12 protein-coding genes and 1 tRNA gene are annotated in these 13,775 nt (G+C 71.1%); 9 read left to right on the top strand and 4 right to left on the bottom strand.

From position 1 onward, the window contains the following. Nucleotides 1-357 precede the first annotated feature (357 nt). The 7 genes from ACIRQP_RS12770 to ACIRQP_RS12740 all read left to right on the top strand — a co-directional run bounded on the left by ACIRQP_RS12770 (nucleotide 358) and on the right by ACIRQP_RS12740 (nucleotide 7,613). On the top strand, nucleotides 358-1,578 hold the full coding sequence (locus tag ACIRQP_RS12770) for a GlxA family transcriptional regulator (RefSeq protein WP_403887689.1): 1,221 nt from the start codon (nucleotides 358-360) through the stop codon (nucleotides 1,576-1,578). Nucleotides 1,579-1,588: 10 nt separating this feature from the next. Then, entirely contained in the window at nucleotides 1,589-2,191 is a 603-nt protein-coding gene (gene orn, locus ACIRQP_RS12765; RefSeq protein WP_403887686.1) for an oligoribonuclease, read from the top strand. Nucleotides 2,192-2,321: 130 nt separating this feature from the next. Beyond that, nucleotides 2,322-2,394: transfer RNA gene (locus tag ACIRQP_RS12760), tRNA-His, on the top strand. A 288-nt stretch (nucleotides 2,395-2,682) separates the two neighbouring features. Then, nucleotides 2,683-4,029, top strand: coding sequence for an ABC transporter substrate-binding protein (locus ACIRQP_RS12755; protein WP_403887683.1), 1,347 nt, complete (start codon nucleotides 2,683-2,685; stop codon nucleotides 4,027-4,029). 3 nt (nucleotides 4,030-4,032) lie between these two features. After that, nucleotides 4,033-5,121: a carbohydrate ABC transporter permease gene (locus ACIRQP_RS12750; RefSeq protein ID WP_403887680.1), complete on the top strand. Its 1,089-nt coding sequence runs from the start codon at nucleotides 4,033-4,035 to the stop codon at nucleotides 5,119-5,121. Nucleotides 5,122-5,131: 10 nt separating this feature from the next. Further along, entirely contained in the window at nucleotides 5,132-6,064 is a 933-nt protein-coding gene (locus ACIRQP_RS12745) for a carbohydrate ABC transporter permease (protein ID WP_403887677.1), read from the top strand. A 109-nt stretch (nucleotides 6,065-6,173) separates the two neighbouring features. Then, nucleotides 6,174-7,613, top strand: a complete 1,440-nt coding sequence (locus ACIRQP_RS12740; RefSeq protein WP_403887674.1) for a glycoside hydrolase family 1 protein — start codon at nucleotides 6,174-6,176, stop codon at nucleotides 7,611-7,613. A gap of 197 nt (nucleotides 7,614-7,810) precedes the next feature. Here ACIRQP_RS12740 and ACIRQP_RS12735 read toward each other — a convergent pair whose 3' ends face one another. Further along, nucleotides 7,811-9,205, bottom strand: coding sequence for an ATP-binding protein (locus ACIRQP_RS12735; RefSeq protein ID WP_403887671.1), 1,395 nt, complete (start codon nucleotides 9,203-9,205; stop codon nucleotides 7,811-7,813). Beyond that, nucleotides 9,202-9,921, bottom strand: coding sequence for a response regulator transcription factor (locus ACIRQP_RS12730; RefSeq protein ID WP_403887668.1), 720 nt, complete (start codon nucleotides 9,919-9,921; stop codon nucleotides 9,202-9,204). The genes ACIRQP_RS12735 and ACIRQP_RS12730 overlap by 4 nt, the downstream gene beginning before the upstream one ends. A 112-nt stretch (nucleotides 9,922-10,033) precedes the next feature. Here ACIRQP_RS12730 and ACIRQP_RS12725 point away from each other — a divergent pair, with 112 nt between their 5' ends. Then, nucleotides 10,034-10,630, top strand: coding sequence for a hypothetical protein (locus ACIRQP_RS12725; protein WP_403887665.1), 597 nt, complete (start codon nucleotides 10,034-10,036; stop codon nucleotides 10,628-10,630). Between the two features lie 27 nt (nucleotides 10,631-10,657). Here the strand turns inward: ACIRQP_RS12725 and ACIRQP_RS12720 are convergent, their stop codons facing one another. Both ACIRQP_RS12720 and ACIRQP_RS12715 read right to left on the bottom strand, forming a co-directional pair. Continuing rightward, entirely contained in the window at nucleotides 10,658-11,518 is an 861-nt protein-coding gene (locus tag ACIRQP_RS12720; protein ID WP_403887662.1) for a spermidine synthase, read from the bottom strand. A 120-nt stretch (nucleotides 11,519-11,638) separates the two neighbouring features. Continuing rightward, the gene (locus ACIRQP_RS12715; protein WP_403887659.1) at nucleotides 11,639-12,070 is read right to left on the bottom strand and encodes a hypothetical protein; all 432 of its coding nucleotides are present in this window, start codon (nucleotides 12,068-12,070) and stop codon (nucleotides 11,639-11,641) included. A gap of 265 nt (nucleotides 12,071-12,335) precedes the next feature. Here ACIRQP_RS12715 and ACIRQP_RS12710 point away from each other — a divergent pair, with 265 nt between their 5' ends. Continuing rightward, entirely contained in the window at nucleotides 12,336-13,724 is a 1,389-nt protein-coding gene (locus ACIRQP_RS12710; protein WP_403887656.1) for a tetratricopeptide repeat protein, read from the top strand. The last annotated feature ends 51 nt before the right edge of the window (nucleotides 13,725-13,775 follow it).

Below are 13,775 nucleotides of genomic sequence, written 5' to 3'. Positions count from 1 at the left end.
TCAGCCAACTTCGCGCTTGAGTAGACCCCTTGGTGAAATGGCCTGCCAACCCCCTTGCCACCAGGGAAGAAAGGACCGCACCGGTCCTTGGCACCCTACGGGGACGGGCCATGCATGCGAGGCCCACTTCCACTCTCGGCTTCCGAGTGGAACGCTTCGTGATCGAATGCTTCGCGCCAAGTTGCCTTGTCGACATAGCGCCGGTTGGAGAACTTGTCACGCCGGCACCACGGGACACAGTAGATTCGATCATGAGTATCGAAGGCTGGGGACCCGTGCAAAACCGAGGGGAATCGTGCAGGAGCGAGAGGCCCGACAAGAACGGGGAGACGCGAACACCGAAGGGGGCTTAGCACCATGAGCCAGGACTCCATTGCCGCACCGGAGTCAGCACGCAAACTTTCCGGGAGACGTCGCCGGGAAGTCGTCGCTGTGCTGCTCTTCAGCGGTGGCCCCATCTTCGAGAGCTCCATCCCGCTCTCCGTGTTCGGAATCGACCGCCAGGACGCCGGGGTTCCCCGCTATCGCCTGCTCGTCTGCGGCGGGGAGGACGGGCCGCTGCGCACCACCGGCGGCCTCGAACTCACCGCGCCGTACGGCCTGGAGGCGATCAGCAGGGCCGGCACGGTGGTGGTACCGGCCTGGCGGTCGATCACGTCGCCGCCACCGCCGGAGGCACTGGACGCGTTGCGCCGTGCCCATGAAGAGGGCGCGCGGATCGTCGGTCTGTGCACCGGCGCGTTCGTGCTCGCCGCGGCCGGTCTGCTGGACGGCCGGCCGGCCACCACGCACTGGATGTACGCACCGACGCTCGCCAAGCGTTATCCGTCCGTCCATGTGGATCCGAGAGAGCTGTTCGTCGATGACGGCGATGTGCTCACGTCCGCGGGGACAGCGGCCGGAATCGATCTGTGTCTGCACATAGTCCGGACAGATCACGGCGCGGAGGCGGCGGGCGCGCTGGCCCGCAGACTGGTCGTACCCCCACGGCGCAGCGGCGGCCAGGAGCGCTATCTGGACAGGTCTTTACCAGAAGAAATCGGCTCCGACCCGCTCGCCGAGGTCGTGGCCTGGGCGCTGGAGCATCTGCACGAGCAGTTCGACGTGGAGACGCTCGCGGCCCGCGCGTACATGAGCCGCCGTACGTTCGACCGGCGGTTCCGCTCCCTCACCGGAAGCGCGCCGCTGCAGTGGCTGATCACCCAGCGGGTGCTCCAGGCACAACGGCTGCTGGAGACCTCCGACTACTCGGTCGACGAGGTCGCGGGCCGCTGCGGCTTCCGCTCCCCGGTGGCACTGCGCGGCCACTTCCGACGCCAGCTGGGCTCCTCCCCGGCGGCCTACCGGTCCGCCTACCGGGCCCGCAGGCCGCAGGGCGACTCCATGCCCCACGGGGTCATGGAGTCGATGGTCCCCGCCCAGGTGTCCCCGCACTCCAGGCGGGCGGCGGCAGCCGCCAGTACGCCCGGCCAGGCGACGGCGTCGGCGACGGTGGCGGAGCACGGGAAAACGGGTTCCGACATGTACGCGACAGGTCCGGGCCGTCCGAGTCTGCCCGGCCAGCGGAGCGCCCCGTAGGGTAAGGCGCATGAACGATCGAATGGTGTGGATCGACTGCGAGATGACCGGGCTCTCGCTGACGGACGACGCACTCATCGAGGTGGCCGCGCTGGTCACCGACTCGGAGCTGAACGTGCTCGGCGAAGGGGTGGACATCGTGATCCGCCCGCCGGACACGGCGCTGGAGACCATGCCCGAGGTGGTGCGGCAGATGCACACCGCCTCGGGACTCCTCGACGAGCTGGCGGGCGGCACCACGCTCGCCGCCGCCGAGGAGCAGGTCCTCGCATACGTACGCAAGCATGTGAAGGAGCCCGGCAAGGCCCCGCTGTGCGGAAACACGGTCGGCACCGACCGGGGCTTCCTCCTCCGCGACATGCCGACGCTGGAGGGCTACCTCCACTACCGCATCGTCGATGTCTCCTCGATCAAGGAGCTGGCCCGCCGCTGGTACCCGCGGGCCTACTTCAACAGCCCGGAGAAGAGCGGCAACCACCGCGCGCTGGCGGACATCCGCGAGTCCATCGCGGAGCTGCGCTACTACCGCGAAGCGGTCTTCGTACCCCAGCCCGGCCCGGACTCGGACACGGCCAAGCAGATCGCCGCGAAGCACGTGCTCCCCGGGACCTGACCACCCCGGGCCGGCGCCCCGCACCGGCCCGCGGACCGGTCCCCGCCCCGGCCCCGGAATCCGGGCGCGAGCACCCTCGCGGACCCTGTACACTTTTTCTCGGCCGGTAGGGAACGAAGACCGGCCCTTGGTGGGTATAGCTCAGCTGGTAGAGCACCTGGTTGTGGTCCAGGATGTCGCGGGTTCAAGTCCCGTTACTCACCCTTACAAGATCGCCCCCGTGACCTGCGAAAGCAGGGACCGGGGGCGATCTTCGTTCGTCCGGGCCACACAGCGTGGGCCATGGCACTCCGCCTCCCCGATGAATCCGTCCCGCGTCCAGCCCGGTCCCTTGACTCCCTTGCGGGGACCCGCGACGCTTCAACACGTCGTACGTGGGAGCGCTCCCACCACGCCCGACCCGTACCTGCCCCGTACGCTGCTCGACCACGCCCGGAGGGCCGGCCGCTGGGCCGGGAGGGACTGCACGTTCGGTGCACCAGGAGGACGTCATGCGTACAGGCACCCGCTCGTCCCGGGTGGTGGTCCTCGCGGCCGTCGCCGCGCTCGGCGCGGGAGTCATGGCCGGCTGTGCCCAGGACAGCGAAGGCCCCTCCGGCAGCGCCACGAACGGCGGCGGGGACGGCGGCGGGGACGGCGGCAAGAGGAGGACCACGCTCACGGTGGGGGTCTTCGGGGCCTTCGGCCTGAAGGAGGCCGGGCTCTACGACCAGTACATGAAGCTCCACCCCGACATCGCCATCAAACAGACGTCCATCGAGCGCAACGAGAACTACTACCCCCAGCTGCTCACCCACCTCGGCAGCGGCAGCGGGCTCTCCGACATCCAGGCCGTCGAGGTCAACAACATCGCCGAGATCACCGCCACCCAGGCGGACAAACTCGTGGACCTCGGAAAGATCCGCGGCGTACGGCAGGACAGCTTCCTGCCGTGGAAGTGGTCGCAGGCCACCGACAAGGCCGGCCGGACCATGGGGCTCGGCACCGACATCGGGCCCGAGGGCATCTGCTACCGCAAGGATCTCCTCGCCGCGGCGGGGCTCCCCAGCGACCGCGCGTCGGTCGGCGCGCTGTGGGCGGGCGACTGGCGGAAGTATCTGGACGCCGGGAAGAAGTTCAAGGCCAAGGCGCCCGAGGGAACGGCCTTCGTCGACTCGGCGAGCGGTGTCATGGCCGCCATCAGCGGCAGCGAGGCGAACCGGTTCTACGACAAGGACGGCAAGGTCATCTACAAGACCAACCCGGCCGTACGGAACGCGTGGGACATCGCCGCGGAGTTCGCCGGGGCGGGACTGACCGCCCGGCTCCAGCAGTACACGCCGGCCTGGGACCAGGCATACGCGAACGCCGGCTTCGCCACCGTCTCCTGCCCTGCCTGGATGCTCGGCTACATCCAGGACAAGTCCGGCGCCGCGGGCAGGGGCAAGTGGGATGTGGCCGCCGCGCCGAAGCCCGGCAACTGGGGCGGCTCCTTCCTGGTGGTGCCCGAGGCGGGCAGGCACAAGAAGGAGGCCGCCGAACTGGTCGCCTGGCTGACCGCGCCCGAACAGCAGGCCACGTTCTTCGCGAAGCGCGGCAGCTTCCCCAGTTCCCGGGCGGCGTACGCGCTGCCCGCCGTGTCAGGCGCCAGGCACGAGTACTTCGGCAACGCCCCCATCGGGGAGATCTTCTCCGCGGCCGCCCGGGGCGTACCGCTCCAGATCGTCGGCCCGAAGGACCTGATCATCGCGCAGAACCTGGCCGATGTCGGCATGCTCCAGGTCGACCAGAAGGGCACGTCCTCGAAGGACGGCTGGAACGCGGCCGTCAAGGCGATCGACAACGCGCTGGATCAGTGACCGATGGCCAGTAGTGACGCGACCGCCGTCCCGGAGACGGGCGTCGGGAACACGGCGGGCGCCGGGGAAACGGTGCCCGTGGACACGGCGGGCGCCGGGGAAACGGTGCCCGTGGACACGGTGCCCGCCGGGCCGCGGGAGCGGCCGGAACGGCGGGGTGAGGCAGAGGACGACCGGCGCCGGGAGCGGCGCAGCCGCTGGTACCGCCGCGACGTGCGGTGGAGCCCGTACGCCTTCATCGCCCCGTTCTTCGTCTTCTTCCTGGCCTTCGGTCTCTTCCCGCTCCTCTACACCGGCTGGGCCTCGCTCCACCGCGTGGAGCTGACCGCGCCCACCGACATGGAGTGGGTGGGGCTGCGGAACTTCTCCCGGCTGCTGAGCGACGACTTCTTCTGGAACGCGCTGAAGAACACCGTCACCATCGGGGTGCTCTCGACCGTTCCGCAGCTGCTGATCGCGCTGGGGATCGCGCATCTGCTCAACTACCGGCTGCGCGGTTCGATGTTCTTCCGGGTCGCGGTGCTCACTCCGTACGCCACCTCGGTGGCCGCCGCGGCGCTCGTCTTCGTCCTCCTCTTCGGCCGCGACTACGGAATGATCAACTGGGTGCTGGGGCTGGCCGGTGTCGGCCCGGTCGACTGGCAGAACGGCACCTGGACCTCACAGCTCGCGGTCTCCACGATCGTCATCTGGCGCTGGACCGGCTACAACGCGCTGATCTATCTGGCGGCGATGCAGGCCATTCCGGACGATCTGTACGAGTCGGCGGCACTGGACGGGGCCTCGCGATGGCAGCAGTTCCGCCATGTGACCGTCCCTTCGCTGCGGCCGACGATCCTGTTCACGTGTGTGGTCTCGACGATCGGCGCGACCCAGCTCTTCGGTGAGCCGCTGCTGTTCAACGGCGGCGCGGGCGCCACGGGCGGATCGGCTCATCAGTTCCAGACGCTCGGGCTCTATCTGTACGAGCAGGGCTGGGTGAATCTGCATCTCGGCCGGGCCTCGGCGATCGCCTGGGCGATGTTCCTGATCCTGCTGATCATCGGCGCGGTGAACTGGATCATCGCCCGCCGTCTCCGCGAGAGCGCGTAGGGGGAGAGAGATGGCCACGACTTCGCAGACCGGCGACACGATCAGCGGCACGAACAGGAGCCGCGGGAGCAACAGGAGCAGCAGGGACAGCGGGAACGGCAGGAACAGGAAGGGCGCGGGGCGGCAGCTGCACGGCGGGCGCGTCACCCACGCCGTACTGATCCTCTTCACCACCGGCTCGCTCTTCCCCCTGGTGTGGACGGCGGTCGCGGCCTCCCGCGACAACACCCGGCTCGCCCGGACCCCACCGCCCTTCTGGTTCGGCGAAAATCTCTTCAAGAACCTCGAAATCGCCTGGACCGACGCCAATATGGGCGCGGCCCTGTTCCATACGACGATCGTCGCCGGGGCGATCGCGGCGGGCACGGTGGTCTTCTCCACGCTCGCCGGTTTCGCCTTCGCCAAGCTGCGTTTCCGGTTCAAGAATCTGCTTCTGCTGCTGGTGATCGGGACGATGATGGTGCCGCCGCAGCTCAGCGTCGTACCGCTGTACATGCTGATCGCCGAGTTGTCCTGGACCGATCAGCTCCAGTCCGTCATTCTGCCAACCCTGGTCAGCGCGTTCGGTGTGTTCTTCATGCGGCAGTATCTGACCGGGGCGCTGCCCACCGAGCTGATCGAGGCGGCCCGGGTGGACGGCGCGAGCAGCCTGCGGGTGGTGTGGCATGTGGTCTTCCCGGCCGCACGGCCCGCGATGGCCGTGCTCGGGATGCTGACCTTCGTGATGGCCTGGAACGACTTCTTCTGGCCCATGATCGCGCTGACCCAGAACGGCAGCCCCACCGTGCAGGTGGCGCTGACCGGGCTCGGCCGCGGCTATATCCCCGACCAGTCGGTGATCATGGCCGGCGCGCTGCTGGGCACACTGCCGCTGCTGGTCGCCTTCGTGATCTTCGGCAGACATGTCGTCGGCGGCATCATGCAGGGCGCGGTCAAGGGCTGAAGGGCCCGTACGGCCGGTCCCCGTACGGCAGCCCCGATGCCCCCGGCGTCCCTCTCGTACCGCCACATCCCTCCATCCCTCCATTCCTACGGCCAATGGGAGCCAGATCATGTCCGACGCCTTTCCGCCCGGATTCCTGTGGGGCACCGCCACGGCCGCCTACCAGATCGAGGGCGCGGCACGGGAGAACGGCCGTACGCCCTCCATCTGGGACACCTTCAGCCATACGCCCGGCAAGGTCGAGAGGGGAGATACCGGCGACATCGCCGTCGACCACTTCCACCGCAGGGCCGAGGACGTCCGGATGATGGCGGACCTCGGCGTGAACGCGTACCGCTTCTCGGTCTCCTGGCCGCGCGTCCAGCCCACCGGCCGCGGCCCGGCCATACAGCGCGGTCTCGACTTCTACCGCGGTCTGGTCGACGATCTGCTCGCCCATGGCATCGAACCCGTCCTGACGCTCTACCACTGGGACCTGCCCCAGGAGTTGGAGGCCGCGGGCGGCTGGCCCCAGCGCGAGACGGCGTACCGCTTCGCGGAGTACGCGCGGACCGTCGCCGAGGCGCTCGGCGACCGGGTGACGCGCTGGACGACCCTCAACGAGCCCTGGTGCAGCGCCTTTCTGGGGTACGGATCCGGTGTGCACGCGCCCGGCCGTACGGACCCGGTGGCCGCCCTGCGCGCCGCCCACCATCTCAACCTCGGCCACGGACTCGCGGCCCAGGCGCTGCGCTCCGTGCTCCCGGCGGGCGGTCAGGTCTCGGTGAGCCTCAACCCGGCGGCGGTCAGGGCCCGTACGCAGTCCCCCGGGGACCTGGACGCGCGACGCCGTATCGACGCCCTGGCGAACCGGGTCTTCACCGGCCCGATGCTGACGGGCGCGTACCCCGAGGACCTCCTCGCGGACACCGCGCGGCTGACCGACTGGGCGTTCGTCCGCGCCGGCGACGAGGCCGCGAGCAGGCAGCCGCTGGACTCGCTGGGCATCAACTACTACCAGCCCGCGGTGGTCTCCGCCGCCGGCCAGGACGCCGCCCGGGAAGCCGGTCAGGACACCGGCCGCCGGGACCGTCAGGACGGCCACGGCGCGAGCGAGCACTCCCCCTGGCCGGGCGCCGAATCCGTCGCCTTCCACCAGCCGCCCGGCGAACGGACCGAGATGGGCTGGTCGGTGGATCCGAGCGGACTGTACGACCTGCTGCTGCGCTATACGCGCGAGGCACCCGGGCTGCCCCTGATGATCACCGAGAACGGCGCGGCGTACGCCGACAAGCCGGACGCCGACGGCGCGGTCCACGACCCGGACCGGATCCGCTATCTGCACGGTCATCTGTCGGCGGTGCGGCGCGCGATCGCCGACGGGGCCGATGTGCGCGGCTACTTCCTCTGGTCGCTGATGGACAACTTCGAGTGGTCGTACGGCTATGGCAAGCGTTTCGGCGCGGTCCATGTGGACTACGAGACACAGCGCCGCACGCCGAAGTCGAGCGCCCGCTGGTATGCCCGGCTGGCGGGTACGGGGGTACTGCCGGAGGTGCCCGTCGGCTGAAGCGTGTCGAGCGGGGTGTGCGCGCCCCGGCCGGGTGGGGGGTTGCGTACCGGCCGGAGCGCGCGGTCCCGGGTGGGGCGGGACGAGCGGGAGGGAGGCTGATGCCAGCACGTTAGCCGCCCCGATCCGGACGAACGGCCCGTTCCGGGCGGGCGCCGCTGTTCTTAGGGCGCGCTTAAGGGGCGCATCGGAAGCCGTTAAAGGTCCGGGCCCGCGCGGCGTCCGCGCCGCCGCAGCCGGTGGCCCCGGCGCGGCCCGTGCGCGGCGCGCCATCCGTCGAGGCCGATCCAGATCCGTACTTCGGCACCGCCGAGCACCGAGCGTCCGATCCGTACGTCGCCGCCCGTCGACTCGGCCACCCTGCGCACGATGTCCAGGCCCAGCCCGGTCGAGCCCTCCCGGCCGCCGCTGTTGCCCCGGGCGAGGGCGGCCTTCGGGTCGGCGATGCCGGAGCCCGCGTCCGAGACGAGGACGATCACGGCGTCCTCCCCGTTGTGCACATCGACGGAGAAGTCCGTGCCCTCCGGGGTGTGGCGGAAGACATTGCCGAGCAACGCGTCGAGGGCGGCGGCCAGTTCGGCGCGGACGACCGGGATGCGTACGGGACGGCCGATGCCGGCGACCCGTGCCGTACGGCCCTCGTCCTCCGCCAGCGCCGACCAGAAGTCCATCCGCTCCGTGACGACTTCCGAGACGTCGCACCCGCCGGCCGGACCCGCCGCCGCCGTCTGTGGCTTGGCCTCACGGGCGGTACGGATGATCGTGTCGACCTCGCGCTCCAGCTGCGCGACGGCGGCCCTGGTCTGGTCGGCGGCCGGTCCCTCGCCCAGGGACGCGGCGTTGAGACGCAGTACGGTGAGCGGGGTGCGCAGCCGGTGCGAGAGATCGGCCGCGAGTTCCCGCTCGTTGGCGAGGAGCCCGACGACCTGGTCGGCCATGGCGTTGAAGGCGATCGCGGCGGACCTGAGTTCGGCGGGGCCCTCCTCCGGGACCCGCGCGCCGAGTTTTCCCTCGCCCAGCGCGTGCGCGGCGCCCGCGAGCCGCTGGGCGGGCTCGACCATCCGCACGCCGAGCCGGTCGGCCACGGCGACGGACCCGACGATCAGCGCGAATCCCACACCGGCGAGCACCAGCCAGGCGTTGGTGACGCCCTTGGAGACCTCGTTCTGGGGGACAAAGATCTCGACGATCGCGATCTGGCCGGAGCCGAGGGCAGTCGGCTGGAGCAGTACGGAACCGCCCGCGGCCTCGGCCATGGCCACGCGGGGGATCCGCTGGACGGTCCGCAGATCCTTCTCGGCGGCCCGGCCACGCCCGATGTCCAGGCGACCGGTCTCCGCCCCCGCGGCGGCCGGGACATGCACGGCCATCCGCCCGGCGGCACCGGAGTTGGTGGAGGCGAGGGCCCGCTCCAGCTGCTCGCGGTCGGTGGTGATGGAGAGGGTGGGTGCGATGGCGGCGGCCTGCCGCTCGGCGTTGGAGAACGCGCGGTCCCTGGCCATCTCCTTGATGACCAGTCCGAGCGGGACGGCGAAGGCCACGACGACCATGACCGTCACGGCCACGGCCACCTTGACCAGGGCCCACCTCATACGGGCGGCTCCGGGACGGACGCCTCGGGGACGGGCGGCTCCAGCTTCACCCCGACGCCCCGCAGCGTGTGCAGATAGCGCGGCCTCGCCGCCGTCTCGCCGAGTTTCCGCCGCAGCCAGGAGAGATGGACGTCGATGGTCTGGTCGTCGCCGTACGACTGCTGCCACACCTCCGCGAGCAGTTCCTTGCGCGCCACGACCACCCCCGGGCGCCCGGCGAGGAACGTCAGCAGGTCGAACTCCCGCCGGGTCAGATCCAGCCGGGCGCCGTCCAACTCGGCCTGGCGGCGCAACGGATCGATGGAGAGCCCGCCGACCCGGATGACGCGCGGTGGCGTGGCCTCGCCCGCGGTGGCGCGCGAACGGCGCAGTACGGCCGCCATCCTGGCCGCCAGATGCTCCACCGAGAAGGGCTTGGTGAGGTAGTCGTCGGCGCCGTCGTTGAGCAGCCGTACGATCTCCGCCTCGTCGTCCCGCGCGGTGGCGATGATCACCGGTACGTCGGTGATGCCGCGCAGCATCTTCAGGGCCTCCGCGCCGTCCAGATCGGGCAGGCCGAGGTCGAGAATGACGACGTCGAACCGGAAATGGGCCACCTCGCGCAGCGCCTCCAGAGCCGTGCCGACGCTCCGTACGGTGTGGGAGGCCTCGGTCAAGTGCCTGATGAGGGCGGAGCGTACGAACTGGTCGTCCTCGACCACGAGCACACTGGGCATGGGCGGCACCGTACGCCATCCGCGGGGTACGGGAGGGCCGGTCTCCGGGGTCGGCCGTGGCCGGTGTCCCTTCCCGGCGCTCACGGGACAGCCGTGGTGCGGGTGGTGCAGTATGGCCCGGATGCGCATGGGACTCATACACACCCTGGCGTGGTCGCTCGCCACGGGCGCGGCGGTCACGCTGTCGTGGTGGGGCGTCCACTCGGTCATGGCGGGGACGGCGTACGACCCGCCGCGCGCGCTCCCGCTGCCCGTGGACAGCGCGAAGGAACGGGGCGCGAGCCCCCTCGCCTCGTCCACCTGGCGTCCCCCGAGCCCGTCCGCGAAGCCGCCCTCCTCGCCCGCGGCGACACCGAGCGACAGCGGGCGGCCCTCGTCGCGTCCGTCGGCCGAGGAGACCAAGGACAGGGGCGGGAACACGCCCGGGAACGCGGACAAGGGCGCGGGTGCGGGTGCGAGTGCGGAGGCCGAACCGTCCGGCTCCTCCGGCGAGGTGAAGAGCTACGCGGTCGACGGCGGCCGGGTCGTCTTCGACATCGGGAGCGCCTCGGCCGAACTGGTCTCGGCGACGCCCGACGGCGGCTGGCGGATGCAGGTGTGGACACAACCGACCTGGATCCGGGTGACGTTCACCCAGGACGGCCGGGAGGTCTCGGTGTTCTGCACCTGGAACGGGCATCCGCCGATGGTGCAGTTCGACTCCCGCTGAGCCTTCCCGCCGTACCAGCCGCCGGGCCTACTTGAACGCGTCGGCCGGGGGCGGCGGCGACGCCTTGGCGCTCGCGTCGGTCACCACGGCCGCGCCGCCGGTGAAGTCGGTCAGCGCCCGGCCGTGTTCCACCCGTCCCGGATGCGGATCGCTCGCGACCCGGCGGGTCAGTTCGGCGACGGGCAGCTCACGGTCCGAGGCGAGCAGTACGGCGTTCCCGAAGCGGCGGCCCCGGAACACCGCCGGATCGGCGGCGAGCGCGAGCCGCCCGAAGACGGTGGCGGCGGTGGCGATCTGGCCGCGCAGATGCGCGAGCGGCGGACCGTCCGCGAGATTGGCCGCGTAATGGCCGTCCGGCCGCAGGGCCCGGCGCACGTCGCCCAGGAACTCGGCGCTGGTCAGATGCGCGGGGGTGCGGGCGCCGCTGAACACATCCGCGATCACCAGATCGGCCCACCCGTCCGGCACTTTCGCGAGCCCGGCCCGCGCATCGGTGGTGCGGACGCGGATACGGGCGTTCGGGTCCAGCGGCAGCCGCTCGCGTACGAAGTGGACGAGGGGACCGTCCACTTCGACGATCTGCTGGGTGGAGCGGGGGCGGGTGGCGGCGATGTAACGGGCCAGGGTGAAGGCCCCGCCGCCGAGGTGCACGACACGCAACGGCCGGCCCGCGGGCGCCACGAGATCGGCGACATGGCCGAGCCTGCGCTGATACGCGAAGGAGAGATGGGTGGGGTCGTCGAGATCGACATGGGACTGCGGAGCCCCGTCGATCAGCAACGACCAGGCCCGCGCCCGCTCCCGGTCGGGCACCAGCTCGGCGCGACCGCCGTCGACATCCTCTGCCGTGACCGTCGCGGACGGGGCCCGGCGCTTGTTCTTTGCCACGTCCTCATTTTGAGGGCTCGGTTCGCCTCCGGTGCGCCTTATGCCGCCGTCGACGGTCGTGTGCAACCCGGGGCAGGCCTTTCAGGCGGTTGACGTGCACGGCCGGAGGGATGAGTCCGGCTATCTGCATCGGTCGGCGGCCTCAAGGAGCCGCGCCGCCTCGCCCAGCGCCTCCCTCAGCAGCCCCGGATCCGTGACCGGGCCCGTCGTATCGGGGTGGAGCAGCCAGTCCGAGCCGATGACCGGGGGGTCTGCGGGGATACGGAAACCTCGGCCGTTCGTCTGCGTACAGGCGCTGCCCGGCATGTCCCAGCCCGCGGCCGTACCCGGCGGGACCAGAAAACCGAGGGTGTCGCACGGACCGTCGTGGAGCACGGGCCCCACCTTGGGAGTGGCGCCTCCCCGGCGCAGGATGTCCACCGCTTCGAGGCCCTGCCGGGCCGGCACCGTCACCAGGTCGCAGGGCTCCCCGGCGTCCTCCCCGGGACGCGCGCCGCACTCCTGGCCGGGCACGCGCCGAGCAGTCGTCCGCGAGCCACCACTGGTGTCCATACCGACCTCCACATTGAGCGTCTCCCACCGGGTTCAACGCATGGCGGCGTCAACAGCTACGGCGGCGCACCGTCGAAAAAGATGGCAGTTCATGGCAGATCATGGGCGAGAAATCCGCTTTGTGGGCAAACTCTATGTGTCACGACCGTCACAGCCGGTACGTTCTGCCCGTCGGAACAACTGGAGTTGGGCACCGCGCCACATCGCACCGCACGCTCCGGGTGACCCGCGGGCACCAACGGCTGTACGAGGAGAGGGCTCGGCCATGGCGTCGTCTCGGGCAGTTCCCAACCTCGCCTTCCGCCGGCTGCGCGGGCGGCGCTCGCCGGGGGAGTTCGCCGCCGCCGTGCGCAGGGCCGCCCGGGAGATCGGTGAACAAGTCGCCTGTGACGCACGCTATATCGGCCGGGTGGAGGCGGGCGAGATCCGCTGCCCCAACTACGCGTACGAACGGGTCTTCCTCCATATGTTCCCCGGGCTGGCTCTGAAGGACCTGGGCTTCTGTCCGCGCGAGCACGTACGCGGCAGAGCGGCGCGGGCCACGGCGACCACCACGGTCAGAGAGAACAGAGCGAACAGGGTGGACACCGCCAACAGCCGGAGCGACACCAGCGATACCAACGAGGAGAGCGACGTGCTGCGTCGCGCGTTCATGACGAGCGGCCCCGTCACGGTGGTGGCCGCCTCCCTCGGTCTCGGCGGTACGGCCGCCGTGGCCGTACCGCCGCCGCGGCGGTCACCTCGCCCGGCCGGAGACGCCGAGGTGATCGCCGTCGAGGCGGCGGTGCGGCGGATCCGGCTGCTGGACGACCGGCACGGCGCCGACGGGATCTACCGGCAGGCGGCCCAGCCGCTGCGCGCCGCCCACGCACTGCTCGACTCCGGCACGCCCGCCCGCCGGTCCACCGCGGACCGGCTCTACGCGGGCGCCGGCGAGCTGTCGATCTCGGTGGGCTGGCTCGCCCATGATTCCGGCCGCTTCGACGACGCGCGCTCGCACTACGCGGAGGCGCTGGCGACCGCGCGGATGGCGAACGATCCCGGGGTGGAGGCGCACGCCTTCGCCAACACCTCGTTCCTGGCGAAGGATTCGGGCCGGTACCGGGAAGCGGTACGGACCGCGCAGGCGGGCCGGCGCGCCGCCAGGCATCTGGCCTCGCCGCGGCTGCTGTCGCTGCTCTGTCTGCGCGAGGCGGCCGGCTGGGCCAAGCTGGGCGACCGTACGAACTGCGAGCAGTCGCTGTGCCGGGCCCACGGCCTCTTCGACCGCGGCCCCTCGGACGCCGACCCCGAGTGGATGTCCTTCTTCGGCGAGCCCGAGCTGGAGTCGCAGGAGGCGCTGTGTCACGCGGCGTTGGGCGACTGGTCGCGCGCGGCCCGGCACGCCCACCGTGCGACGGCGCTCCAGGATCCGCACTTCGCCCGCAATCTGGCGCTCTACCGGGTGGAGCTGGCCACGGACCTGGCCCGCGCCGGCGCGCCGGACGAGGCGGCGGCGGCCGGCCAGCAGGTGCTGGACGCGCTGGATGTCGTCCAGTCCTCCCGTATCCATACGAGACTCGCGGCCACGGCGCGGGTCCTGCTGCCGCAGCGGCGGCTGCCGGAGGTGGGCGCCTTCCTGGACCGCCACGCCTCGACGAACGTCCGGGCTTGAGGAGAACATCCGGGCTTGAGGACCGGAGCCCGGAACCCCGGGGCCCAAGCC

The sequence above is a fragment of the Streptomyces sp. NPDC102274 genome, from assembly GCF_044766385.1.
Taxonomy (GTDB): Bacteria; Actinomycetota; Actinomycetes; order Streptomycetales; family Streptomycetaceae; genus Streptomyces.
The sequence above is the reverse complement of the archived record's forward strand: the minus strand, read 5'-3'. Positions and strand labels throughout refer to the sequence as shown.